Annotated in this window: 19 protein-coding genes and 1 pseudogene; 7 read left to right on the top strand and 13 right to left on the bottom strand. The window is 73.4% G+C overall.

Annotated elements, in window-relative coordinates:
* Positions 1-18: 18 nt before the first annotated feature.
* The 3 genes and pseudogenes from ACVW07_RS00310 to ACVW07_RS00300 form a co-directional block, all read right to left on the bottom strand.
* Positions 19-3,844: pseudogene (locus tag ACVW07_RS00310) on the bottom strand (PHP domain-containing protein).
* On the bottom strand, positions 3,837-5,555 hold the full coding sequence (locus ACVW07_RS00305; RefSeq protein WP_456817302.1) for a DNA polymerase Y family protein: 1,719 nt from the start codon (positions 5,553-5,555) through the stop codon (positions 3,837-3,839). Before ACVW07_RS00305 ends, ACVW07_RS00310 begins: the two are co-directional and overlap by 8 nt.
* Positions 5,552-6,460, bottom strand: coding sequence for a hypothetical protein (locus ACVW07_RS00300; protein WP_456817301.1), 909 nt, complete (start codon positions 6,458-6,460; stop codon positions 5,552-5,554). Before ACVW07_RS00300 ends, ACVW07_RS00305 begins: the two co-directional genes overlap by 4 nt.
* A 257-nt stretch (positions 6,461-6,717) precedes the next feature.
* Here ACVW07_RS00300 and ACVW07_RS00295 point away from each other — a divergent pair, with 257 nt between their 5' ends.
* The 5 genes from ACVW07_RS00295 (at position 6,718) to ACVW07_RS00275 (ending at position 9,666) form a co-directional block, all read left to right on the top strand.
* Entirely contained in the window at positions 6,718-7,413 is a 696-nt protein-coding gene (locus tag ACVW07_RS00295) for a Pr6Pr family membrane protein (RefSeq protein ID WP_456817300.1), read from the top strand.
* A 7-nt stretch (positions 7,414-7,420) separates the two neighbouring features.
* Entirely contained in the window at positions 7,421-7,966 is a 546-nt protein-coding gene (locus ACVW07_RS00290; RefSeq protein ID WP_456817299.1) for a YbhB/YbcL family Raf kinase inhibitor-like protein, read from the top strand.
* Positions 7,967-8,051: 85 nt separating this feature from the next.
* Positions 8,052-8,456 carry a hypothetical protein gene (locus ACVW07_RS00285; protein WP_456817298.1) on the top strand — a complete coding sequence of 135 codons (405 nt, stop codon included), beginning with the start codon at positions 8,052-8,054 and terminating at the stop codon, positions 8,454-8,456.
* Positions 8,453-9,040: a YbaK/EbsC family protein gene (locus ACVW07_RS00280; RefSeq protein ID WP_456817297.1), complete on the top strand. Its 588-nt coding sequence runs from the start codon at positions 8,453-8,455 to the stop codon at positions 9,038-9,040. The genes ACVW07_RS00285 and ACVW07_RS00280 overlap by 4 nt, the downstream gene beginning before the upstream one ends.
* On the top strand, positions 9,037-9,666 hold the full coding sequence (locus ACVW07_RS00275; RefSeq protein ID WP_456817296.1) for a 4'-phosphopantetheinyl transferase family protein: 630 nt from the start codon (positions 9,037-9,039) through the stop codon (positions 9,664-9,666). The genes ACVW07_RS00280 and ACVW07_RS00275 overlap by 4 nt, the downstream gene beginning before the upstream one ends.
* Here the strand turns inward: ACVW07_RS00275 and ACVW07_RS00270 are convergent.
* From ACVW07_RS00270 to ACVW07_RS00230, 9 genes are all read right to left on the bottom strand, one after another.
* The gene (locus ACVW07_RS00270; protein ID WP_456817295.1) at positions 9,647-10,501 is read right to left on the bottom strand and encodes a TrmH family RNA methyltransferase; all 855 of its coding nucleotides are present in this window, start codon (positions 10,499-10,501) and stop codon (positions 9,647-9,649) included. The genes ACVW07_RS00275 and ACVW07_RS00270 overlap by 20 nt on opposite strands.
* Before the next feature lie 37 nt (positions 10,502-10,538).
* Entirely contained in the window at positions 10,539-11,807 is a 1,269-nt protein-coding gene (locus tag ACVW07_RS00265; protein WP_456817294.1) for an endo-1,4-beta-xylanase, read from the bottom strand.
* 58 nt (positions 11,808-11,865) lie between these two features.
* Positions 11,866-13,137: an MFS transporter gene (locus ACVW07_RS00260; RefSeq protein WP_456817293.1), complete on the bottom strand. Its 1,272-nt coding sequence runs from the start codon at positions 13,135-13,137 to the stop codon at positions 11,866-11,868.
* A gap of 82 nt (positions 13,138-13,219) precedes the next feature.
* On the bottom strand, positions 13,220-15,223 hold the full coding sequence (locus tag ACVW07_RS00255) for an ABC transporter ATP-binding protein (protein WP_456817292.1): 2,004 nt from the start codon (positions 15,221-15,223) through the stop codon (positions 13,220-13,222).
* Positions 15,220-16,956, bottom strand: coding sequence for an ABC transporter ATP-binding protein (locus tag ACVW07_RS00250; RefSeq protein ID WP_456817291.1), 1,737 nt, complete (start codon positions 16,954-16,956; stop codon positions 15,220-15,222). The genes ACVW07_RS00255 and ACVW07_RS00250 overlap by 4 nt, the downstream gene beginning before the upstream one ends.
* Positions 16,956-17,663: a TetR/AcrR family transcriptional regulator gene (locus tag ACVW07_RS00245; protein ID WP_456817290.1), complete on the bottom strand. Its 708-nt coding sequence runs from the start codon at positions 17,661-17,663 to the stop codon at positions 16,956-16,958. Before ACVW07_RS00245 ends, ACVW07_RS00250 begins: the two co-directional genes overlap by 1 nt.
* A gap of 91 nt (positions 17,664-17,754) precedes the next feature.
* Positions 17,755-18,960 carry an SPFH domain-containing protein gene (locus ACVW07_RS00240; RefSeq protein WP_456817289.1) on the bottom strand — a complete coding sequence of 402 codons (1,206 nt, stop codon included), beginning with the start codon at positions 18,958-18,960 and terminating at the stop codon, positions 17,755-17,757.
* Between the two features lie 72 nt (positions 18,961-19,032).
* Complete coding sequence (locus ACVW07_RS00235) at positions 19,033-19,512, bottom strand: NfeD family protein (protein WP_456817288.1); 480 nt, start codon at positions 19,510-19,512, stop codon at positions 19,033-19,035.
* Positions 19,513-19,620: 108 nt separating this feature from the next.
* Complete coding sequence (locus tag ACVW07_RS00230; protein ID WP_456817287.1) at positions 19,621-20,412, bottom strand: ABC transporter ATP-binding protein; 792 nt, start codon at positions 20,410-20,412, stop codon at positions 19,621-19,623.
* Between the two features lie 129 nt (positions 20,413-20,541).
* Between ACVW07_RS00230 and ACVW07_RS00225 the strand changes: the two genes are divergently transcribed.
* Positions 20,542-21,306 (top strand): hypothetical protein, encoded by a 765-nt coding sequence (locus ACVW07_RS00225; protein ID WP_456817286.1) that lies wholly within the window; start codon positions 20,542-20,544, stop codon positions 21,304-21,306.
* A gap of 37 nt (positions 21,307-21,343) precedes the next feature.
* On the opposite strand, the gene glgA is transcribed toward ACVW07_RS00225, so the two are convergent.
* Positions 21,344-22,570, bottom strand: a complete 1,227-nt coding sequence (glgA, locus tag ACVW07_RS00220; protein WP_456817285.1) for a glycogen synthase — start codon at positions 22,568-22,570, stop codon at positions 21,344-21,346.
* Between the two features lie 114 nt (positions 22,571-22,684).
* Between glgA and glgC the strand changes: the two genes are divergently transcribed.
* Positions 22,685-23,926 carry a glucose-1-phosphate adenylyltransferase gene (glgC, locus tag ACVW07_RS00215; RefSeq protein WP_456817284.1) on the top strand — a complete coding sequence of 414 codons (1,242 nt, stop codon included), beginning with the start codon at positions 22,685-22,687 and terminating at the stop codon, positions 23,924-23,926.
* Positions 23,927-23,975: the final 49 nt, after the last annotated feature.

The raw sequence follows: 23,975 nt of genomic DNA, 5'->3' as shown, positions 1-23,975 counted from the left end.
GGCCGTGCATCGTGCCACCTACTGGAAGTCGCGCGAGGAGCTGCGCACCCGCAGCGACATCGGGGCCAGGTGCTCGGCGACGAGGTTGGTGGCGCCGTCCGACCGTTCCAGACGGCCGCGGACCACGAGCGCCTTCGACGTGCGGGCGACCCGCCGGAACCGCTGCCACAGGCCCGCCGAGCACACGATGTTGAGCAGACCCGTCTCGTCCTCCAGGGACAGGAACGTCACGCCGCCCGCGGGTCCCGGGTCGCTGGCGGTGGGTCACGACCCCGGCGACGGCCACCCGGCGACCGACCTCGTGCCGGTACGCCTCCTCGACCCGCAGCACGCCCGCGGCGTCGAGGCCCTTGCGGACGAACTGCGTGGGGTAGGAGTCGACGGACACACCCGTGGCCCACACGTCGGCCGTCGCGATCTCGACGTCGCTCAACCCGGGCAGCATCGGCGCCGTCACCCCCACCGAGACGCCGTGCAGCGTGTCCGGACCCTCCTGGGCGAGCGCTCCCGCCGCCCACAGCGCCTCCCGGCGCGTGACGCCCAGGCGGTCGAGGGCCCCCGCCGTCGCGAGCGCCTCGAGGTGCGCGGTGGTCAGCTGCACCCGGCGGACCAGGTCCCGCAGGTCGGCGAACGGACCGTGCGCCCGGCGCTCGTCGACGAGACGCTGGGCGACGCCCTCCCCCACCGACCGCACCGACACCAGCCCCAGCCGCACCGCGAGCGAGCGTGGCACGCCCGCCGCGGCCGACGTACGCACACCCGCAGCCGGCGCCCGGCCCGTACCGCTGGGGGACGGCACCAGCAGCGGCTCGCCCTCGACGGGCGTCGGACCCGTGCGCTCCACGCACGCCTGCACGTCGGACGCCTGCACGTCGGGTCGCAGCACCTCGACGCCGTGCCGGCGGGCGTCCGCCGCGAGGCTCTGCGGGGAGTAGAAGCCCATCGGCTGCGCCGCGAGCAGCCCCGCGTAGAAGGCCGCCGGGTGGTACACCTTCAGCCACGCGCTGGCGTACACGAGGAACGCGAACGAGTAGGCGTGCGACTCGGGGAAGCCGAAGTCGGCGAACGCCCTGAGCTTGTCGTAGATCTGCTCGCCGACCTCCCGGGAGATGTCGTGCTTCGCCATCCCCGACAGCAGCCGCTCCTTGAGCGCCTCCATCCGCTCGGTGGACCGTTTCGAGCCCATCGCCCGGCGCAGCTGGTCGGCCTCCGCAGGCGTGAAGTCGGCGACGTCGATCGCCATCTGCATGAGCTGCTCCTGGAACAGCGGCACCCCCTTGGTCTTGGCGAGCGACTTCTCCAGCAGCGGGTGCAGGTAGCTGACGGGCTGACGGCCGTGCGCCCGCTCGATGTACGGGTGCACCGAGCCGCCCTGGATGGGACCGGGACGGATGAGCGCGACCTCGATGACGATGTCGTAGAACGTGCGAGGCTGCAGGCGCGGCAGGGTGCCCATCTGCGCGCGGGACTCCACCTGGAACACCCCGACGGTGTCCGCGGCGCTCAGCAGGTCGTAGACCAGCGGGTCCTCGTCGGGCAGGGCGTGCAGGTCGAGCGCGCGGCCCTCGTGCTGCTCGACGAACGTGAACGCGATCCGCAGCGCGGTGAGCATGCCGAGGCCCAGCAGGTCGAACTTCACCAGCCCCGCGTCGGCGCAGTCCTCCTTGTCCCACTGCAGCACCGTGCGACCGGGCATGCGCGCCCACTCGACCGGGCACACCTCGATGACAGGGCGGTCGCACATCACCATCCCGCCCGAGTGGATGCCGAGGTGGCGGGGCAGGCGCAGGAAGCGGTCGGCCAGGTCGATGACGTGCGCGGGGATCTCGTCGAGGTCGCTCGCCGCCGGCGGCAGGAGGGCGGGGACCACGTCGTGCCCGTCGGCCGTGGCCAGACCCGGGACGTCGGTGCCCTTGGGCGCGCGCAGGACGGTCCGCTCCTGAGCACCCTGCGGTGGCCGCAGCACCGCGGGCGGCTCCCAGGTGTGGCCCCACATCGAGGCCCGGTCGCGCGTGCGCACCTGCCGGGGCGTGGTCACCGTGGCGGGCGTCTCCGGCACCGGGCCGACGTGCCCGACGTGCGGACGGGACCGCCGGCCGCCGTAGCCCAGCGTCGGGGTCCAGGTCGCCTCGCTCGTCCCGGGTCCAGCGCCGGACGACGAACCGGACGACGAGGCCCGCGCCGGGACGTGCGACCTGCCCGACGACCCACCCGACGAGGTAGCGGGCGGCGTGGTCGGCGGCGTGGCAGCCTCCACCACCGCCGGCGACGGCCGCAGGCTCCCCCACCGCTCGATCGACGACGCCCACGCGTCCTGCTGGCCGGCGTCGTACCCGAGCGCCCGGGCGGCGTCCCGCACGGCCGACCGTGGCCGGTACGAGATGACGTTCGCGACCTGGGCGGCGTGCGTGCGGCCGTGCTTGGCGTAGACGTACTGGATGACCTCCTCGCGGCGCGCGGACTCGATGTCGACGTCGATGTCCGGCGGGCCGTCCCGCTCGGGCGCCAGGAACCGCTCGAACAGCAGCCCGTGCTTCACGGCGTCCACCGCAGTGACCCGCAGGGCGTAGCAGACGGCCGAGTTGGCCGCCGAACCCCGGCCCTGCGCGAGGATCCCGTTGTCCCGGCAGAACTTCACGAGGTCGTAGACGACGAGGAAGTAGCCGGGGAACCCCAGGTCCTCGATCACGGTGAGCTCGTGGGCGAGCTGCCGGTACGCCCCGGGCACACGCTCGTCCTCCGGCGACCCGTACAGCTCGAGCGCCCCCTGACGGACGAGCTCACGCAACCAGGTGGCCTCGGTGTGCCCGGGGGGCACCGGGTACGGGGGCAGCTCGGGCGCGACCAGCGACAGGTCGAACGCGCACTCCGCCGCCAGGGCCGCCGCGGTCGCCACCGCCGACGGGTGACGGCGGTGCAGGGCGAGCATCTCGGCGGCCGACCGCAGGTGAGCCGTGGGTCCGCCCGGGAGCCAGCCGTCGAGGTCGTCGAGCGACGACCTCGACCGCACCGCGGCGAGCCCGGCCCAGAGGTCTGCGTCCCTCGGGGTCGCGTAGTGCACGTTGCCGGTCGCGACGAGCGGCAGACCCGCGTCGGCGGCGAGCGCGGCGAGCGCGTCGGCACGATCGGAGTCGTACGGGTCACCCGCCGCGGTGATCTCGACCGCCACGTTGTCCCGGCCGAACAGGGTGACGAGCCGGTCGAGCTCGGTCCTGGCCGCGGCGAGCCCGCCGGGGGCGACACCCGCGACGCCCGACGGGTCACCGCCCGCGAGCGCGCGCCGCACGGCGCCCTTGCGGCAGCCGGTGAGGACCAGCCACTGCCCGGCCGCGGTCGCGGCGAGCTCGTCGAGCCGGTAGTCCGCGGCGCCCTTCTCGCCGGTGCGCAGGTGCGCCTCGGCGATCGACCTCGACAGTGCGCGGTACCCGTCCGGTCCGCGGGCGAGCACCAGCAGGTGGGAGGCGCGGGGGTCCGGGATGCCCGTCGGCGGGTCGAGCACCGGCAGGCCCGGGGTGGCGCGCGTGCGTTCGTGCGGGTGCCGCCGGCCGTCCGGTGCGGGCAGGTGCAGCTCCGCACCGAACACCGTCGGCATCCCGACGGCCTTGGCGGACTGGCTGAACCGGACGACGCCGTAGAGCCCGTCGTGATCGGTCACCGCGAGCGCCGTCAGGCCCAGGCGGGCAGCCTCGGCAGCGAGCTCCTCGGGCTGGCTGGCACCGTCGAGGAAGCTGAACGCGGAGTGGGCGTGCAGCTCGGCGTAGGGGGGGTGGTGACCTGGTGGACGGCCGGACGGACGGCCGGACGGGCGACCTGCTGTGCGGCCGGTGACCGGCGGCTCAGTCATAGGTGGCCTCGCAGGTCCACCCCTGCACGCCGCACGCGAGGAGCAGGGCGCGGCCGTCGTCGAGCACGACCTGCACGTGCGCCCGGAGCCCGAGGCCCGGCGTCGCCCCGGCGGTCCACCACCGTGCGCCGAGCAGCCATGGCCCGGCCCACCCGACGACCGTCCGCACCTCCCGCTCCCCCTCGGCGGGCGACCAGCGCACGGTCGCGGGCTCGCCCTGCAGCCCGGTGCGTGCGTCGAGCCGGACGGGCGCACCGGCGGCGTCCCGCACGTCCGCCGGCCGCGGCAGGCTGAGCACGGTCGCGGGGGCCGGCTCGGGCAGCCGTCCCGGCCAGGGACGGTCGAGAGGGCGGGGTGGCTCGGTCTGCTCGCCCCACGGGCGCAGGTGCACCTGCTCGCGGACGTCCCGGCCGCCCTGCAGCGTCGCCGTCAGGATGCCACCGCCTCCGACGATGCCCTGCACGCGGTCGAGGGCGCGGTGCGCGCGCAGGTCGCCGCCCGACGGCCCGCCCCACAGCCGGCCCTGCTCGGCGCCGGCAGCCGCGACGTCGAGCGCGGTGACGACGAGCCGGACGAGCGTGACGGCGTGCGTGTCGTCGTCGAGCCACGGGTCCATCACCGGGAGGTCGTCGTGCGCCCACGGGTCCTGCGAGCGGGGCCGGGGCCGCCGTCGGGTGGCGGAGTCGTCCTTGGCGCGGGCGCGGGCGGTCTCGACGGCCGTGGCCGACAGCCAGCTCTCCAGCTGCCACCGGATGCGGTCGGTGATGCGGGCAGGGGTCAGGCCGCCCCAGCCGCCGAGGTCGGTCCGCCATGTCCGTACCAGCTCGGTGCCCTCGTCGGTACGCGCGGCGATCTGCAGGCGGCCGCACGTCACGGCCTGCCGGACGAGGAGCTCGTGCAGCTCCTCGGCGAGCCGGCGGCCGGCGAACGCGGCGGTGTCGACGCGGTCGACGGGCGGGTCGAGCTCGGTGCCGACCTCGAGGTCCGGCTCCGGTCGACGACGGGCCGGCGGGCGCTCGTCGTCCCCGCGCGCGAGCGTCTGCGCCCAGGTGCCGAGCCGGCCGAAGCGGGCGTGCACGTCCGCCGGCGGCAGGGTGGCGAGCTGGCCGAGGGTGCGCAGACCGAGCCGGTGCAGCAGGTCGACGAGCTCGGTGACGGCGGCGGCCACCTCGTCGGTGACGGCGGCGTGCACGAGCTCGGTCACGCCGAGCGGTGCGAGGTACGCGGGCGACCCCCCCGGCGGCACCACGGCGCCCGTGCGGGCGGCGAGGACGGCGGCGAGCAGCCCGTCGGCGGTCCCCACCGCGCACTCGTGACCCGACCCTGCGGCGACGGCGTCGACGAGCCGCTCCGCCAGGCCGTCCTCCGACCCGTGGTACCGGCTGGCCCCACCGGCAGGCAGCAGCAGCAGCCCGGCCCGGACCACCTCGATGCCGGCGACGACCGTCTCCGCCGCCACCGCGACGGGCTCGAACAGCCGCACGTCCCGGGCGTCGTCGGCCGTCAGCAGGACGAGCTCCGGGCAGCAGCCCTGCGCCTGGCGTCGGCGCATCCCCCGTCGCACCCCCTCCGCGCGGGCGAGCGCCGAGACGGCGGTGACCTGTCGGCCGTCGTGCACCGCGGCGGGAAGGTGCGCCGGGACCTCCTGGCCGGTCATCGCGGCGACGACCGGCCAGTCGGGCACCCACAGGACGGTGGTGCGCGTGCTCATCCGACGAGCCTCAGTCCCGGGGGCGCGGGGGGCGCAGGAGACACCGGCGCGGCGCCGGACGGCGCGTCGGCGTCCGCCCGACCGGCTGCGGCGACGTCACTCACCGCCCCGAGCGGCAGCGCGAGGTCCACCGACAGCGGCGTCGCCGAGCTCCCCCGGCCCGACCGCGTGACCCTCAGCTCGTGCGTCCGGAGCCGCCCGTCCCCCGCCCCGGCACCGGTCCAGCGGCCGGCCTCGACCGTGAGCACCGTCGAGGCGCCCGGCCAGTCGACGGTGGACAGCAGCACCGCGCCGCGGTCCCGTGCCCGCGCGGACAGCCGGCGACGGTCGGCGTCCGTCAGCACCGCCTCGGGCCCCACGACCACCACGTCCATGCCGTCGACCAGCGCGGCCACGACCGTGGGTGCCTCCGCACCCGGGCTCGGCACCACGGCGAGCCGCTCGAGCGCCACCCCTGCCTGTGCCGCCGCGAGCAGGCCGACCGTGGGCTGGCCCACCACGGCCGCCCAGGCACCGCCGGCGCACGCGTACGCGAGCACGGTCAGCACGAGCGAGGTGGACCCGACGACCGCGGTCGTGGCGCCCCGCTGCAGGCCGTCGGGCAGCAGCGGAAGCAGCTGCGGTGGTACGGGCATGGGAGGGCGTTCGGTGGTGATGAGGCTGGTGGTCCGGGTGGGTGGTGCGACCTCGCCCGCGGGGAGCGGCTCCACGAGCGCCAGGGCCGGCGTCTCGTCGTCCGTGTGCTCGTCCACCACGAGCGGGCCGGTGAGCGGGACGCCGTCCGGGACCGGCCGCCCCCCGGTGCCCGTCCGGGTGCTGCGTGCCCCGGTGCGCAGCTCGGCCCGGGCCAGCACGGCACGCGCCAGCACGGCCCGGTCCTCTCGGGACAGGGTGCTCGTCGACATGTCTGCCTCCTCCCGGTCGTCACCGGTCATCACGCGCTGACCTGCAGGTTCACTACAAACGTTCGGCGTGATCGAACGCATGTTCGAGTATGTCAGTGAACGCTGACACTCCCCGCACTGTCAATCCGGACGACCGCGCTCACCCGATCAGCGGTGGACCACCGGGAGCCCCGCGGCGGTGACCTGCACTACCGTCGTGCCCGTCCGGCAGCGCCCGGTGCCCGGCCGTGGTGACGCACCACGAAGGAAGGACACGCATGTCAGTCGTCGTGGGTCTCTACCGGCTCGCGCTGGCCGCGATCACGCTCGTCGCCCTGTTCTGGAGGCCCAGCACCGGGCTCCACCTCACGGTCGAGGACTACGTCTACTTCACGAACCAGTCCAACCTGCTGATGGCGCTGCTCATGCTCTGGGGTGCCGCCGCGGCCTTCACGCGACGACCCGACCCGCCCTCGTGGGCGTTCGGCGCCGTCACGCTGTTCCTGCTCATCACCGGGCTCGTGTCGTACTTCATCCTCGACCCGTCGCCCCTCGGTGAGGAGGTGATCGCGCTGGGGCTGACCAAGGCGGAGATCGTCCACCGCCTCACGCCGATCGCCACGACGCTGCACTTCGTGCTGATGGTCCCGCACCGCCGGCTGCGGGTCCGGAACGCCGCATGGTGGCTGCTGTACCCGGTGGCGTACTGCGCGTTCAGCACGCTCCGCGGCGTGCTGAGCCCGGGCAGCGACTACCCGTACGGGTTCGTCGACGTCTCCGAGCTCGGCTACGGCGGCCTGCTCACCAACGTGCTGGTCTACAGCACCGGCTTCTTCGTCCTGGGCCTCGTCGTGGTGGGTGCCGACCGCCTGCTGCCGGCCCGGGCTCTGCTGGGTCGGCAGCAGGACGCAGCGCCGGGGTCCGCCCGGCCGCCGGAGACCTCACCGAGCGACGTCCCGGAGCCCGCGCGATGATGGCGCGATGACTGTCTCCCTCACCCGTCCCGTCGCCCCCGACCCGTACTCCCTGCTGCCGCCCGTTCCCGCGTTCGACCTGCGCAGCGACGACGTCACGCACGGTGAGCGCGTGCCCGACGTGCACACGAACACCCCGGCGGGACAGAACCTCTCACCGCATCTGGCGTGGTCCGGCCACCCGGCGGAGACACAGTCGTTCCTCGTGACGTGCTACGACCCGGACGCGCCGGGTCCGGCCGGCTGGTGGCACTGGACGCTCGTCGACGTGCCGGCGTCGACGACCGAGCTCCCGCAGGGAATCGGCACGCACGACCGGGCGGACCTGCCACGGGGTGCGTTCCAGCTCCGGGGGGACGACGGGGTCGCCGCCTACCGGGGTGCCGCTCCCCCGCCCGGCGACCAGGTGCACCGCTACTTCTTCGTGGTGCACGCGCTCGACGTCCCGTCCCTGGGCCTCGACGCCGACACCCTGCCGGGCAAGACGAGCACCGCGGCGGTCTTCCACACCCTCGCGCGAGCGGTCCTGGTCGGTACCTACCAGACGACGTGAGGCCCCTCGCCGCACACCCCGGACGTGCCGGACACGGCGCTGCGGCCTCCCTGCAGCGCCGACCGGGGTGTGCAGAATGACGCCCATGCAGTTCTCCCACGGGACCGGGCCCGACCACGAGCGACTCGCCCAGGACGTCGAGTCGCTCGAGGCCCTGGCCGAGTGGCTCGCGCACGTCCAGCTCGACAGCGAGACCGACCAGGCCCTGCTCGAGCGGGGCACTCTCGCCCTCGACCGCATCGCGTTCTCGTCCGGCGTGCTGATGCGCCGTCTCGCCGACCTGACCGAGGAGCGCGAAGCGCCGGACCGCGACGAGAGCCGGGCCGTCGTCGCCCTTGCCCGGGAGCGTGGGCTGCTGACGGCCCTGCACCAGCTGGTCGACCAGGCGGACGCACGCCACGGCCTGCGCCGCGGGCAGGTGCGTACCGCGGACCTGCGCCTGGTCCTCCCGGCGATCGACGAGGGGCCCCGACGGACGGACGAGCCGTGACCGCTGGCCGACCGACCACCTTCCCCAGCGGGTCGCTGACCTGGGTACCCGCGCTCGAGCGGCCCGACCTGCTGGCGGCCGGCACGCTGGCCCATCTGCGCCGGTGGGCGGAGCACGACGCCACGGCGGTCGCCCGGGTGCTCGTGACCGAGATCGACCCGGACCTCGCGGACACCGCCGCCCTCACGGACGCGTACGGCCTGCCGCCCGCGGCGTCCGCCAACTGCGTGCTCGTCGCGGGTCGGCGTGAGGGTGACGAGCGCATCGCCGCGGCCGTGGTACGCGCCACGACCCGGGCGGACGTCAACAACGCCGTCAAGCGGCTGCTCGACGTCCGCAAGGCCTCCTTCCTGCCGATGGACCGGGCCACCGCGGAGTCGGGGATGGAGTACGGCGGCATCACCCCGCTCGGGCTGCCCAGCGCGTACCGGGTGCTCGTCGACAGCCGTGTCACGGTCGACGACACCGACGCGGGCGCCGACGTCGTGATCGGCAGCGGCCTGCGCTGCTCGAAGCTGGCCCTCCCGGGTGCGCTGCTGGGGCGCGCCCCCGGTGTCGAGGTCGTCGACGGCCTCGCGCTGTGATCCGGTCCGTGCTGCCGGCGGGCGTCGAGGCCGAGGAGCACGCAGGGCCCGCAGGTCCTGCGCGGCTGTACCCCGAGGAGGAGGCGGCGGTGACGGCAGCGGTCCCTGCACGCCGCGAGGAGTACGCGGCGGTCCGGGTGTGCGCGCGCACCGCGCTCGGCAGGCTCGGGTTCCCCGCCGGCCCGATCCCGTCCGGACCGGACCGGGCGCCGCGCTGGCCTCCGGGGGTGGTGGGCAGCATGACCCACTGCAACGGGTACCGCGCCGCCGCCGTGGCCCACGCCCACGCGTGGTGGGGCGTCGGGATCGACGCGGAGGTCCTCGCACCGCTGCCCGACGGCGTCGGCCCCCTCGTGATGAGCGCGGCGGAGCGTGCCGCGCTCGACGACGTCGACCCCGCGCTGTGTCCCGACCGCGTGCTGTTCTCCGCCAAGGAGTCGGTCTACAAGGTCTGGTACCCGGTGGTGCGGGCCTGGCTCGGGTTCGAGGACGTGGACGTCCGGCTGGGTGACGGCACCTTCGTGGCCCGGGTCGAGCCGGACGGCCTCGGCACCGACGAGCTGCACGGCCGGTGGGCGGTCCGCGACGGGTTCGTCGTCACCGCGGTCACGCTCGCCCGGCGGTGATCGCCCGGCGGTCGCCGGGCCCGCCGCCACAGCTGGCCCAGAACGCGACGGCGCTCGCGGCGGCCACGTTGAGCGAGTCAACGCCGAGCTGCATGGGGATGCGGACGACGGTGTCGGCGGCGTCCATGGCCGTCGCCGAGAGCCCGTGGCCCTCGGACCCGAGCATCCAGGCGAGGCGTTCCGGCAGCACCTGCACGAAGTCGGCGAGGTCGACCGAGTCGTCGCTCAGTGCCAGTGCCGCCAGCACGAACCCCTCGCTGCGCAGGAGCTGGAGGTCGACCGGCCACACGCGAGCGCGCGTGTACGGCATGGTCAGCGCCGCTCCCATCGAGACCCGCACGGAGCGCCGGTACAGCGGATCGGCGCAGTCCGGCGACAGGACGACGCCTTCGATCCCGAGCGCCGTGGCGCTGCGGAACACGGCCCCGACGTTGGTGTGGTCGACCAGACCGTCGAGGACCGCGATGCGGGTCCTGCCGGAGATCAGCTCGACCAGGGACGGCAGCGGCGGGCGGTGCATCGCGGCGAGGGCACCGCGATGCAGGTGGAACCCGGTGAGCTGCTCGACGACGTCGTCCGTCCCCACATAGACGGGCACCGGACCGAATCGTCGTTCGGCCTGCGCCACGAGCTCGCTCAGGGCGGGCAGCCACTTCTCGGTCATCAGGAGCGACCGGGGTCGGTGGCCCGCCTCGATCGCGCGGGAGATCACCTTGGAGCTCTCGGCCATGTAGAGACCCTCGGCCGGTTCGACGACTCGACGCAGCCTGACGTCGGTCAGGTCGAAGTAGTCGCTCAGCCGGGGGTCACGGGAGTCGACGATCCGCTCGATCATCGCGCGAGCCTGCCGCCGTGGTCCACCCCGGAGCGGGTCAGGCGAGCCGGGCGGTCGTGGTACCGACGCCCGCCGCCGCCAGGGTGAAGGTCGCCGACCGTCCGGCCGCGGTCACCGCGTAGTCCCCGAGGAACCCGGAGACGGGGACGCGCCCCTCGCCGTCGGTGACGAGCGTGGTCGGCGCCAGCCACCACTCCTCGCGCACGAGCGCGCGCAGCGCGTCGTAGGCGGGCTTGGGTGTCCCGTCGGGCCGCACGAGCCCCGCGGGAGCGTTCAGCCATGCGCCGCGGTCGGGCAGGCCCCAGTACGTCGAGCCGTGCACCGACGGGTGGGACATGAGCGTGCGGTGGTGGCGGACGATCTCGTCGGCCTGGCGCAGCTCACCCTCAGGCGTGGACGGCCACACGTCGACCTGGTGGTCGTTGAGGTCCTCGATGTGCGCGGGCATGAGCTCGCCGGACAGCAGGGTGCTCTCGGTGAAGTGGATGGGCAGGCCGAACCGGGAGAACCGCTCGATGATGCGGAGCGTCTTCTCCTCGCCCCAGTAGCCCTGGTGCATGTGGCTCTGCAGGCCGAGGACGTCGACCTGGATGCCGGCTTCGAGCACCGCCTCGATGAGGCACTCGTAGGCGGTCGACATGTCGAAGTCGTTGAGCAGCAAGGTCGCCTGGGGGTTCGTCTCGCGGGCCGCGTCGAACGCGAGCCGGATCGTCTCCACCCGCCCCCGCTCCCACGCGAGCCGCGTCAGGCCGTTGTCCTCCTTGTCGAACACCGGCATGATCACGACCTCGTTGATCGCGTCCCAGGTGTCGATGACCCCGGCGAAGTCCCTGACCTCCCGGTGGATCCGCTCCCGCTGGAGCTGCGCGATCTCGTCGGTGGTGAGGTCGAGCAGCCACGCCGGCTGCACGGTGTGCCACGCGAGCGGGTGCCCCTTGACCTGCACCCCACGGTCGACGAACCACTGCGCGGCCCGGAGCAGGCGTGCGGTGTCGGGGCGGCCGCGGACCGGCTCGAACCGACCCCAGTAGAACGGCAGCGTCGCGGCGTTGAACAGGTCGAGCCACAGGTCGCTCAGTGCGGGGACGTCACCCGACGGCGCCGGCTCCTCTCCGTTCGCGAGGTCGATGAGCTCGAACCCGGTGCAGCCGAACAGGAACGCGTGGCGGCGCTGCTCGACCACGACGGCGGTGTCCGCGAGCGGGACGCCGTCCGGGCCGAGCACGGTCAGTACGACGTCCGCGACGCGGTGCCGCAGGGTCGGGTCGGCGGCGCCGCGTGCGGCGTGGTCCAGGTGATGGTGCATTCCTTGCTCCTCAGTGTCCGTCGTCGTCGACGTCTCACCTTGCCAGACGTGGAAACCGCTATCGCACCGGGTCCACGGCCGGCGTGGTCCCGACGGTGACGGCGGGCGCGGCTGCACGCTGCAGCCGTCCACCGACGGCCGCCGAGCAGGCGCCCACCACGGCGATCACCGGGACGACGAGGAAGGCCTGGTGCGCCCCCACCGCGTCGGCCAGCGCTCCGAGGGCGAACGGTGCGACACCGACCGCGACGCTCCCGGCGAACGTCGCGCGTCCCTGCGCCCGGTCACCCGATCCCGGGGCGCTGGCGAGCAGCAACGAGATCGACAGCGGGTACTGCGCGCCGTACCCCAGCCCGGCGACGACCAGCCCGGCGAGCGCCGTCGCGGGCGTGGCCGCGGTCCACAGCACCGCCCAGCCGACGATCGAGACGAGGAACGAGCCGGCGAGCAGCAGCGCCGGCGACACCCGCAGCGAGAGCGGCCCCACGATGAACCGGATGGTCGCCATCCCGAGCACGAGCCCGGCGGTGGTGGCAGCGGCGATCCCTGCTCCGGCGCCGGTCTGCTGACGCACGAGGTCGGTGGACCAGTACGTGGTCGCGAACTCCAGGGCCACGCCGGCGACGAGCGCAGCGAGGAAGAACCAGGCCGGGATCCTCGACCGGGGTCGCCCGGACGCGGCGGCGGAGGTGGGTGAGCCGGCGACCGCCACGGCCCCGTCGGGCGCCGGTAGCCGGGGGCGCGGCGGGGACATGGCGCCGCCGACGGGGAGCCGGGCGAACAGCACGGCGCACGTGACCGCGAGCACGGCCGTCACGGCGACCGCGGGCCTCCACCCCCAACCGAGCGCCACCGTCGCACCCACAGCCAGCGGCCCGACGAGCCCGACGCTCGCGCCGACGCCGTTCGCCTCCGTGACGGCGGCGGAGGCAGCAGGGCCGTGGTGGTCGACGAGTGCGGGCTGGGCCGATGCGATCGCCACGTTGCCGCCGAGCGCGAGGACGAGCATCGCGGCGAGGCTCCAGACCAGGTCGGCCGCGAGGAGCATCGCGACGACGCTCACGACCACGAGCAGGCACGACGAGACCAGCGCCGCCCGCCTGCCGCGGCTGCGCACGAGCCACGGCGAGACGAACGCGGCAAGGATCCCGCCGAGGGCCATGGCGGTCCCGTGCAGACCGGCCTGGGCGTTGGAGATGCCCAGGTCGTCGGCCAGCAGCGGCACGCTCGGGTTGAAGCTGTACAGCAGCCAGCCCCACACCGCGAACGACCCGTACAACGTGAACGTCAGCCGGTCTCGACGCAGTCGCGGGGTCGGGGGTGGGGACATGCCCGCAGACTACGTCGCGTTCGGCGCCGCCCTCGCAGCCGGAGGTCCTGGTGCCGCGGGACGACCCGTTCGGTCCACGCGGTCAGTCCACCGGTGAGACGGCCGCCGCGAACTGGCTGGCGTACAGCCGCGCGTACGCGCCCTCGGCCGCGAGGAGCTCCTCGTGGGACCCCTGCTCGACGATCGCCCCGTGCTCCATCACGAGGATCACGTCGGCGTCCCGGATGGTCGAGAGCCGGTGCGCGATGACGAACGACGTGCGCCCGGCACGCAGCGCGTTCATGGCCTGCTGGACGAGCACCTCCGTGCGGGTGTCCACGGACGACGTGGCCTCGTCGAGGATGAGGATCGACGGGTCGGCCAGGAACGCCCGGGCGATGGTGAGCAGCTGCTTCTCCCCCGCCGACACGTTCGAGCCCTCGTCGTCGACCACGGTGCCGTACCCGTCGGGCAGCGTCCGCACGAACCGGTCGACGTGGGTGGCCTCGGCCGCTGCGACGATCTCCTCGTGCGACGCCCCGTCCACCCCGTAGGCGATGTTGTCCGAGAGCGTTCCGCCGAACAGCCACGTGTCCTGGAGCACCATGCCCATCTGGGACCGGAGCGCGTGCCGGGTCATGTCCCGGGTGTCGACGCCGTCGAGCGTGATCCGCCCGGCGTCCACCTCGTAGAACCGCATGAGGAGGTTCACGAGGGTGGTCTTGCCCGCGCCCGTCGGCCCCACGATCGCGATCGTCTGCCCCGGCTCGGCGACGAGCGACAGGTCCTCGATCAGGGTCGTCTCCGGCGAGTAGCTGAACGCGACGTTCTCGAAGACCACCCGGCCCCTGACCGGCTGCTCGGGGGCGACCGGTGCCGCCGGGTCGGGGTCCTGCTCCGGCGCGTCGAGCAGCGAGAACACCCGCTCGGCGGAGGCGACGCCCGACTGCAGCAGGTTCGCCATGGACGCGATCTGGTTGATCGGCTGGCTGAACTGCCGCGAGTACTGGATGAACGCCTGCACGTCACCGAGCGACATGGTCCCCGACGCCACCCACAGTCCGCCGACGACCGCGACGATCAGGTAGTTGACGTTGGACACGAACCCGAGCGCGGGCTGGATGGTCCCGGAGATGAACTGGGCCTTGAAGCTCGACCCGTACAGCTTCTCGTTGCGCTCGGCGAACACCTCGGCGGCCTCCCGCTGACGGCCGAACACGGTGACGAGCGAGTGCCCGGTGTACATCTCCTCGATGTGCGCGTTGAGCTGGCCGGTCTGCGCCCACTGGTCGATGAACTGCGGCCGTGACCGCTTCGCGATGGTGGCGGCGATCCAGACCGACAGCGGCACGGTGACGAGGGCGATGAGCGCGAGCAGCGGCGAGATCCAGAACATCATCGCGAGCACGCCCACCACGGTGAGCACCGACGTGATGAGCTGCGACAGCGTCTGCTGCAGCGACTGGGCCACGTTGTCGATGTCGTTGGTCACCTTGCTCAGCAGCTCGCCGCGCGGCTGGCCGTCGAGGTAGCTCAGCGGCAGCCGGCCGAGCTTGGCCTCCACCTTCTCGCGCAGCGTGTACACGGTGCGCTGGACGACGCCGGCGGTCAGCCGGCCCTGCAGCCACCCGAACAGGAACGCACCCACGTAGACGAGCAGGACGACGACCAGGATGTCCCGGAGCTGGTCGAAGTCGATGCCCTGGCCCGGCACGACGTCCATCGACGCCAGCATGTCGGCCTGCTGGTCCTGCCCCTGTGCCCGCAGACCGGCCACGGCCTGGTCCTTGGAGATCCCGGCGGGCAGCTGCTTGCCCGCGATCCCGTCGAAGATCACGTTGGTCGCGTTGCCCAGCAGCTTGGGCCCGATCACGGACAGGGTCACGGAGGCGACGGCGAGCACGACGACGCCGATGAGGACGAGCCGTTCGGTGCGCAGCTCCCGCAGGAAACGGGCGCCGGACCCACGGAAGTCCATCGACTTCTCACCGGGCATGCCGGCCGCGCCCATCCAGGCGGCCGGGCCTCGCCCGGCGGGCCGCCCGCCCGAACCGGGAGGCGGGGCCGTCGGCGTGACGGGACGTGCGGGGGGACGTGCGGCGCTCATGCGGCCTCCTCCGCGCTGACCTGCGAGTACACGATCTCGCGGTAGGTCTCCGACGACTCCAGCAGCTCGGCGTGGGTGCCGACGCCCACGACGGCGCCCTCCTCCAGCACGACGATCTTGTCCGCGTGCCGGATGGTGGCGACGCGCTGCGCGACGACGAGCACCGTGGCGTCCCGCGTCTCGGGGACCAGCGCCGCCCGCAGGGCCGCGTCGGTGGCGTAGTCGAGCGCCGAGAACGAGTCGTCGAACAGGTAGATGTGCGGCTGTCTCACGATCGCTCTCGCGATGGCGAGCCGTTGGCGCTGGCCGCCGGACACGTTGGTGCCGCCCTGCGTGATCGGCGCGTCCAGGCCGTCGGCGAGCTCCTCGACGAACGACCGGGCCTGTGCCACCTCGAGCGCGTGCCACAGCACCTCGTCGGAGGCGCCCGGATGCCCGTACTCGAGGTTCGAGCGGACGGTCCCGGCGAACAGGTACGGCTTCTGCGGGACGATCCCGACCTGCGACCAGAGGTCCTCGGGGTCGAGGTCGCGCACGTCGACGCCGTCGACGAGCACGGCACCCTCGGTCACGTCGAAGAGCCGTGGGACGAGGTTGAGCAGCGTCGTCTTGCCGGAGCCGGTGGACCCGATGATCGCCGTCGTCCGGCCCGGCTCGGCAACGAGGTCCACGTCGTGCAGGACGGCCTCCTCGGCCCCGGGGTAGCGGAACTCGACGCCCCGCAGCTCCAGCAGGCCGGGCCGCACGCGACGCAGCGGCACCGGCTCCACGGGGGGCAGCACGGACGTGCTGGTGGTGAGGACCTCGCCGATGCGGTCGGCCGACACCACGGCCCTGGGCACCATCACGAACATCATCGTCGACATCATCACGGCGAAGAGGATGTAGGCGATGTAGCTGAGGAACGCGGTCAGCGCCCCGATCTGCATCGAGCCGGCGTCGATGAGCCGGGCACCGAACCACAGCACTGCGACGCTGGTCAGGTTCAGCACGAGCATGACCACCGGGAACATGAGCGCCATCAGCTGGCCGGTGCGCAACGAGGTCTCGTAGAGGTCGCGGTTGGCGGTGGCGAACCGGGCGGACTCGCGCTGCTCGCGCACGAACGCCCGCACCACCCGCACGCCCGCGAGCTGCTCGCGCAGCACCCGGTTGACCGCGTCGATCCGCTTCTGCATCGCACGGAAGTAGGGCACCATCCGGGACACGATCAGCCCGATGACGACGCCGAGCACCGGGACGGCGACGAGCAGGATCGACGAGAGCTCCGCGTTCTCGCGGAGTGCCATCACGACACCGCCGACCAGCATGATCGGCGCCATGATCATCAGGGTGAACGTCATCAGCGTCACCATCTGCACCTGCTGCACGTCGTTGGTGGTGCGCGTGATGAGCGTCGGCGCGCCGAACTTCCCGACCTCCTGCGCCGAGAACGTCTGCACGTGCCCGAAGAGGCGTCCGCGGACGTCGCGGCCGAACGCCATGGCGGCCTTCGCGCCGAAGTAGACGGCGACGATCGCGCACACGACCTGCACCAGGCTCACGGCGAGCATCACGCCGCCGAGGCGCATGATCTCGGCGGTGTCGCCCTGCACCACCCCGTCGTCGATGATCCGCGCGTTGAGGCTGGGCAGGTACAGCGTCGCGATCGTCTGCACGACCTGCAGGACCACCACCGCGGTGACGGCGCCACGGTAGGGGCGCAGGTGCTCTCGGAGCAGTCGCAGGAGCATCACAGGGTCCTCTCGAGTGCGGGAACGGGGGCTGGTGCGTCCGTCTCGATCGGCGTGCCGCGGAGCACGCCGTGCAGGAGGAGCTCTACGAGCTCCTCGGGATCGTGCGTGGTGGGCCCGTTCCGGCCGCGCCGCGTCAGGTCGCCGGCCTGCATCGCGGTGCCGATGAGGACCACGTCGAAGAGGTCGGCCACCCGCCCGACCGGGAGCCGGAACGACGCGGCGTCCGGCATGAGCAGGTCGACGACCGCCACCTTGAGCGCCGCCGTCCCCGCTTCCTGGTGCTGCGTCCACTCGCGCCGCCCCCGCTCGGCCTCCTCCTCCGCCCGGTCGGGCACCGCCCGGCTGACCTCGTGCAGCAGGCCCATCCAGCGCATCATCTCGTCGACCCGCGAGAAGCCGATCGTGGCGAGCCGGAGCAGACGGTCCCGCAACGGGAGGGAGCGGTCGATGGCGTCGATGGCGGGCACGGCGGCGGCCGGGTCGAGCGCGGCGTGCACGGCGGCGCGCATGAGGGTGGCCTTGTCGTCGAAGACGCGGAACAGGGTCCCCTCGGCGACTCCGGCGGCCTCGGCGAGCTCCCGCGTGGTGGCGGAGATGCCGCGCTCGAGGATCACCGGCGCGACCGCCTGCAGGATCGCCCGTCGTCGTTCGTCGGGCGGCAGCGGTGCGGCACGCCGCGGCGGGTCGTGCGCCGTCGTGTTCACGCGACGAACCTAACTGAGTGAGCACTCACTCCGCTACGGCCTCACAGCGACGCCTGCGTTCGCCCTGGGCGAACGCAGGCGTGGCCGACCGTCAGCGCTGGGGAGCGTCCTCCGGCGGCGGAGCCTGCGGCGCCGGCGCGGGCGGGAAGGCCGGCGGCTGCGCAGGGGCCTGCGTGGGACGCGGCGGGACCGCACCCGCCCCCGGGCGCTGCCCCAGCTCGACCGACGGGTCGAACGGCACCCCGCTGAGCGTGCCCGCGCTCGTCGCGTCCGCGGTCGCCGCCGCCGACTCGCGACGCGCCTCGGCCAGCGCCTCGGCCGGGTCGGTCAGGGAGACGGGCGGCAGGTCGTCACCGAGCGGCGACGTCCCCGGAGCGCGTGTCGGAGAACCGCCGTCCGGGACGAAGCCGCCCCCGAAGCCCTTCGCGAGCTGCCCCAGGGCCCCCGACAGCTCGGACGGCAGGAACCACATCTTGTTGGACGGCGTCGCCGCGATCTTCGGCAGGATCTGCAGGTACTGGTAGGCCAGCAGCTTGGGGTCGGCGTCGCCGCGGTGCACGGCGTCGAACACCTGCAGGATCGCGCGCGCCTCGCCCTCGGCCGTGAGGATCGTCGCCTGGGCGGACCCCTCGGCCCGCAGGATGGCGGCCTGCTTCTCGCCCTCGGCCCCGAGGATCTGCGACTGCTTGAAACCCTCGGCCGTGAGGATCGCCGCACGGCGGTCACGCTCGGCACGCATCTGCTGCTCCATCGAGCCCTTGATGCTCTCCGGCGGGTCGATCGACTTGAGCTCGACCCGGTTGACGCGCACGCCCCACTTGCCGGTCGCCTCGTCGAGCACGCCGCGGAGCTGGCCGTTGATCTGGTCGCGGCTCGTCAGGGTCTGCTCGAGGTCCATCGACCCGACGACGTTGCGGAGCGTGGTGACCGTGAGCTGCTCGATGCCCTGGATGTAGTTGGCGATCTCGTACACCGCGTACCGCGGCTCGGTCACCTGGAAGTAGATGACCGTGTCGATGCTGACCACGAGGTTGTCGGACGTGATCACCGGCTGCGGCGGGAACGACACCACCTGCTCACGGAGGTCCACCCCCGCACGGACCCGGTCGACGAACGGGATGAGCAGGTGCAGGCCGGCGTCCAGCGTCCGCGAGTAGCGGCCCAGCCGCTCGACGATGATCGCGGCAGCCTGCGGCACGATCCGCACCGAGCGGACGAGTGCGACGACGAGGAAGAGCAGCGCGAGCCCGAGCACGATGGTCCACGCGAGCTGGCCCACGTTGGTCGTGTCGTCCATGGATCCTCCTGGGGGATGTTCACACGCCGACGAGCTCGCCGGCGCGGCGGTACGGGACCGGCGTAGGCCGGGTCAGGCGCGAGGGACGGTGCCGCCGCCGACGCCGGGCACGGCACCGGGGCCGTTGACCGACGGGGTCACCAGGGCCGTTGCCCCCTCGATGCGGGAGACGCGGACCGAGGTGCCCGGCGGGATCGCGGAGCCGGCGTCGGCACGGGCGCTCCACACCTCCCCGTTCAGCTTCACGCGACCGCTGTCGACCGTCACCGTCGACACGACGACGGCGTCACGGCCGACGAGGGCCGCCGAGTTGGTCTCGACGAGCGGGCTCCGCTGACGCAGGTGGTGCAGCAGCCACGGACGCAGCGCGCCCAGCAGCAGGGCGGAGGTGGCCGCCGCCACGAGGATCTGCACGGGGACGGAGGCGCCGAGGGCGGACGCCACCGCTCCGGCGAGCGCCCCACCCGCGAACATGACGAACACCAGCCCCAGCGTCAGCATCTCCATGATGCCGAGGAGCAGCGCCGCTCCGACCCACCACAGCCACTCCATCAGTGCGACCTCCTGGCCGTGCGACGTCCGTCGATGGACCTCGCAGTACGCACCGATCCTAGACGTCCGCTTTGCCCTCGTCGGACGTTCGGAGCACGGATGTGGGTGTCAGCGCGGGGCGGCGGCGCGGGCCGACCAGCGGCCGTCCCGGTGGTCGACGAGGAGGTCGACGCCGAACGCCCCCGAGAGGTTCTCGGCGGTGAGCACCTCCTGCGTCGGCCCTGCCGCGAAGACCGTGCCGTCGCGCAGGAGCAGCACGTGCGAGAACCCCGGCGGGATCTCCTCGACATGGTGGGTCACGAGCACCAGGACGGGCGAGCGCCTGTCCGCAGCGAGCTCCGACAGCGCAGCGACGAGCTCCTCCCGGCCGCCGAGGTCGAGGCCGGCGGCGGGCTCGTCCAGCAGGAGCAGCTCGGGGTCGGTCATCAGGGAACGTGCGATCTGCACGCGCTTGCGCTCCCCTTCGCTCAGCGTCCCGAAGTACCGGTCCGCGAGGTGCTGCACGCCGAACGCGCTGAGCAGGTCCGTCGCCCGCGACTCGTCGAGCTGCTCGTACGACTCGCGCCACCGACCGGTGACCCCGTAGGCCGCCGTGAGCACCACGTCGCGGACGGTCTCCCCCGGCGGGATGCGGTCCGCGAGCGCTGCGCTCGAGAGCCCGATCCGCGGCCGCAGCTCGAACACGTCGACCTGGCCGAGCCGCTCGCCGAGCAGGTGGGCGGTGCCGCTCGACGGGTGCATGCGCCCCGACGCCACCTGCAGCATCGTCGTCTTGCCGGCACCGTTGCGGCCCAGCACCACCCAGCGTTCACCCTCGCGGACCGTCCAGGTCACGCGGTCGAGGATCGTCGTCGTCCCCCGGCGGATCGTCACGTCCTGCAGGTCGAGCACGTCGGTCATGGGCACGACCCTAACCGCCGCCCGCAGCCCCGACGGCCGCACGACGAGGGCCGTCGCGTGGCCTGGGTCACGTCCGCGTCACACCCCCCGGCTCCGCCCCACCGGCGCCGAGCCGCCTACGGTTGTCCGGTGGACCGCACCCTCGAGCTGCCCCGATCCGTGCTGCTGGCGCTGTGGCTGTCCGAGCCCGACGCCGACCGTCCGGCACTGCTGCGGGCCGTCCAGGCCGACGACGAGCCGCACACGGTCCGCGGCGACGACGACGAGACGCCCGGCCCGCTGGCCCGCCTGCTCGACCGGTGCGGGGACCGGCCGCGGGACGTCGCCGCCGCCGTCCCTGCGGCCGGCGACCCTGCGTCGGTCCCTGCGTCCGTCAGCGGCGCCGCGCTGGAGGCCGGCGAGTGCGTGCTCGTGCGGACGCCCGGTGCCTGCCTCGCGGCCGTCCCGACCGTCGAGCGCTTCGGCTCGGCGATCGAGCCCGGGCACCTCGTCTCGTGGCGGCTCCACGAGGTCGCGGACTGGCGTACCGGTGTGCTGGGCACGACGGGGTCGCTCGCGGACGCGGAGCGCGAGCTCCGGCAGGGTCTGATCGATGCGACCGAGGCGCTGGTCCGGCTCGACGTCGCACGCTGGCGGCCCGAGGCCGCGGAGCAGATCGCCGGTGTACGGGACGCGCAGCTGTCGACCCGACGGCTTCCGGACGGGCTCGACGGCCGCCGGGTGCGGGTGCTGGCCAGCGCCGCGCGGTTGCGCGACATCGTGGCGCTCGCCGCGCGGGACGACGGCGGCGCCGTCAACCTCTGGCAGGCGGACCAGCGCTCGACCGCGCTGCGCGAGGTCGACCGGGTGGCCCGACGGGCGATGGCCGCCGCCGCGACCTGGATCGCGCCGTGACACGGACGGCAACGACGCCCGGCGCCGGCCGGTCGGGTCAGGCGAGCACGCGGCGGTAGACGTCCACCGTCCGTGCGGCGATGGCCTCCCAGGAGAAGTGGTCCTCCACCCGCCGCCGGGCGGCCTGTCCCCAGCGCGCCGCCCGCTCCGGGTCGGTGACGAGGTCGGTGAGCGCCGCGGCGAGGTCACCGACGAACCGCTCGGCGTCCACGGGCGTGCCGGTGCCGTCCTGCAGCTGGTCGATCGGCACCAGGGTGCCGGTGACACCGTCGTCGATGACCTCGGGGATGCCACCGGTCGCCGTCCCGACCACCGGCAGCCCGACGGCCATGGCCTCGAGGTTGACGATGCCGAGCGGCTCGTAGATCGACGGGCAGGCGAACAGCGTGCCTGCGTCGAGCACCGCCACGAGCTCGTCGCGCGGGAGCATCTGCTCGATCCACACGACGCCGGACCGCCTCTGCCTCAGCTGGTCGACGAGTCCCGTCACCTCCGCGGCGATCTGCGGGGTGTCCGGTGCGCCGGCGCACAGGACCACCTGGACGTCCTCAGGGAGCCGCTCGGCCGCCCGGAGGAAGTACGGCAGGCCCTTCTGCCGGGTGATCCGGCCGACGAACACCACCGACGGACGGTCAGGGTCGATGCCGAGCCGCCGCACCGTCGCGTCTCCGGCCGCTCGCGCTGCCTCGCCGGTCGGCCGCTTCCAGCCGTCCAGGTCGATGCCGTTGTGCACCACGTGGACCTTCGCGGGGTCGATCGCCGGGTACGACCGCAGGATGTCGTCCCGCATCCCGCCGCTGACGGCGATGACTCCGGCCGCAGCCTCGTACGCCGTCTTCTCGGCCCAGCTCGACAGGGCGTACCCACCGCCCAGCTGCTCCGCCTTCCACGGCCGGAGCGGCTCGAGGCTGTGCGCGGTGACGACGTGCGGCAGGCCGTGCAGCAGACCGGCGAGGTGGCCGGCGATGTTCGCGTACCAGGTGTGCGAGTGGACGAGGTCGCTCGCGACGCCGTCGTCGCCCGTGCGGCCGACCGCGTCGACCATCTCCAGGTCCACGCCGAGCGTCTGCAGCGCGGCGTTGGCCGCCGCCAGCTCGGCCGGCACGTAGTACCCCTGGACACCCGGCTCGTCGCGCGGTCCGTCGAAGCAGTGCACCCGCACGTCGATCGTGCGGCGCAGCACCTGGGACAGCCCTGCCACGTGCACGCCGGCGCCCCCGTAGACGTGCGGCGGGTACTCGCGGGTGAGCAGGTCGACGCGCACGCGCACACCTCCGGGTCGTGGCCGGTCCGGACGGACACAGCTCCTTCCGACACGCTAGCGCGTAGCGCGGGTCACGCCTCGCCGGGACGGTCACCTGGGCCTAGGGTCGTGCCCATGGCAGCGCCTCGGGTCCTCGCAATCGTCCTCGCAGGTGGCGAGGGAAAACGGCTCATGCCGTTGACGGCCCACCGGGCCAAGCCGGCGGTGCCGTTCGGAGGGCTGTACCGGCTCATCGACTTCGCGCTGTCCAACGTCATCAACTCGCGGTACCTGCACGTCATCGTGCTCACGCAGTACAAGTCGCACAGCCTCGACAGGCACGTCTCGAAGACGTGGCGGATGTCTGCCCTGCTGGGCAACTACGTGGCCGCCGTGCCCGCCCAGCAGCGGGTCGGCAAGCACTGGTACCTGGGCAGCGCCGACGCGATCTACCAGTGCCTCAACATCATCGAGGACGAGCGCCCCGACATCGTCGTCGTGGTCGGCGCCGACCACGTCTACCGCATGGACTTCTCCCAGATGGTCGACGCGCACATCTCGTCGGGCGCGGAGTTCACCGTCGCCGCGATCCGGCAGCCGATCGAGGAGGCCGACCAGTTCGGCGTCATCGAGACGGACCCCACCGACCCCGCGCGCATCAAGGCGTTCCTCGAGAAGCCCACGGACCCGGTGGGCCTGGCCGACTCCCCCGGCGAGATCCTCGCGTCGATGGGCAACTACGTCGCCGACGCGGACGCGCTCGTCGCCGCGGTGACGGCGGACGCGGAGAATCCCGACTCCCGGCACGACATGGGCGGCGACATCGCCCCCTACTTCGTGCAGCGCGGCACCGCCGGGGTGTACGACTTCCTCCGCAACGACGTCCCCGGCTCCACGCCGCGCGACCGGGACTACTGGCGGGACGTCGGCACCATCGACGCGTTCTACGAGGCCAACATCGACCTCATCTCGATCGAGCCGGTGTTCAACCTCTACAACCACCAGTGGCCGCTCTACACCGGCTACACGGGCCTGCCGCCGGCCAAGTTCGTGCACGCCGGCGCCGGCCGGCTCGGTCACGCCGCCGACTCGATCGTGTCCCCCGGCGTGCTCGTGTCGGGTGCCACCGTGTCGGGCTCGGTCCTCTCGCCGCACGTGCGGGCGCACTCGTGGGCGCAGATCACCGACTCCGTGATCATGGACGAGGTGGAGATCAACCGGTACGCGCAGATCCACCGGGCGATCCTCGACAAGAACGTGGTCGTGCCGGAGCGCGCCCGCATCGGGCTCGACCGTGAGCACGACCTGGCACGGGGGTTCACCGTGACCGAGACGGGCATCACGGTCGTGCCGAAGGGCACGATCATCTCGGACTGACGCAGCGGAACCGCCCGCCGCGCCGTGTGCGCCGGGCAGTTCGCGTCGT

This window comes from Cellulomonas sp. URHB0016 (assembly GCF_054057935.1).
Note: the sequence above shows the minus strand (reverse complement) of the source record. Positions and strands in the feature narration are given on the sequence as shown.

Excerpts from the sequence above, each read along its gene's own strand:
- ACVW07_RS00305 (WP_456817302.1), bottom strand. The coding sequence starts at position 5,555 with ATGAGCACGCGCACCACCGTCCTGTGGGTGCCCGACTGGCCGGTCGTC.
- ACVW07_RS00300 (WP_456817301.1), bottom strand. The coding sequence starts at position 6,460 with ATGTCGACGAGCACCCTGTCCCGAGAGGACCGGGCCGTGCTGGCGCGT.
- ACVW07_RS00295 (WP_456817300.1), top strand. The coding sequence starts at position 6,718 with ATGTCAGTCGTCGTGGGTCTCTACCGGCTCGCGCTGGCCGCGATCACG.
- ACVW07_RS00290 (WP_456817299.1), top strand. The coding sequence starts at position 7,421 with ATGACTGTCTCCCTCACCCGTCCCGTCGCCCCCGACCCGTACTCCCTG.
- ACVW07_RS00285 (WP_456817298.1), top strand. The coding sequence starts at position 8,052 with ATGCAGTTCTCCCACGGGACCGGGCCCGACCACGAGCGACTCGCCCAG.
- ACVW07_RS00270 (WP_456817295.1), bottom strand. The coding sequence starts at position 10,501 with ATGATCGAGCGGATCGTCGACTCCCGTGACCCCCGGCTGAGCGACTAC.
- ACVW07_RS00265 (WP_456817294.1), bottom strand. The coding sequence starts at position 11,807 with ATGCACCATCACCTGGACCACGCCGCACGCGGCGCCGCCGACCCGACC.
- ACVW07_RS00260 (WP_456817293.1), bottom strand. The coding sequence starts at position 13,137 with ATGTCCCCACCCCCGACCCCGCGACTGCGTCGAGACCGGCTGACGTTC.
- ACVW07_RS00255 (WP_456817292.1), bottom strand. The coding sequence starts at position 15,223 with ATGAGCGCCGCACGTCCCCCCGCACGTCCCGTCACGCCGACGGCCCCG.
- ACVW07_RS00250 (WP_456817291.1), bottom strand. The coding sequence starts at position 16,956 with ATGCTCCTGCGACTGCTCCGAGAGCACCTGCGCCCCTACCGTGGCGCC.
- ACVW07_RS00240 (WP_456817289.1), bottom strand. The coding sequence starts at position 18,960 with ATGGACGACACGACCAACGTGGGCCAGCTCGCGTGGACCATCGTGCTC.
- ACVW07_RS00235 (WP_456817288.1), bottom strand. The coding sequence starts at position 19,512 with ATGGAGTGGCTGTGGTGGGTCGGAGCGGCGCTGCTCCTCGGCATCATG.
- ACVW07_RS00230 (WP_456817287.1), bottom strand. The coding sequence starts at position 20,412 with ATGACCGACGTGCTCGACCTGCAGGACGTGACGATCCGCCGGGGGACG.
- glgC (WP_456817284.1), top strand. The coding sequence starts at position 22,685 with ATGGCAGCGCCTCGGGTCCTCGCAATCGTCCTCGCAGGTGGCGAGGGA.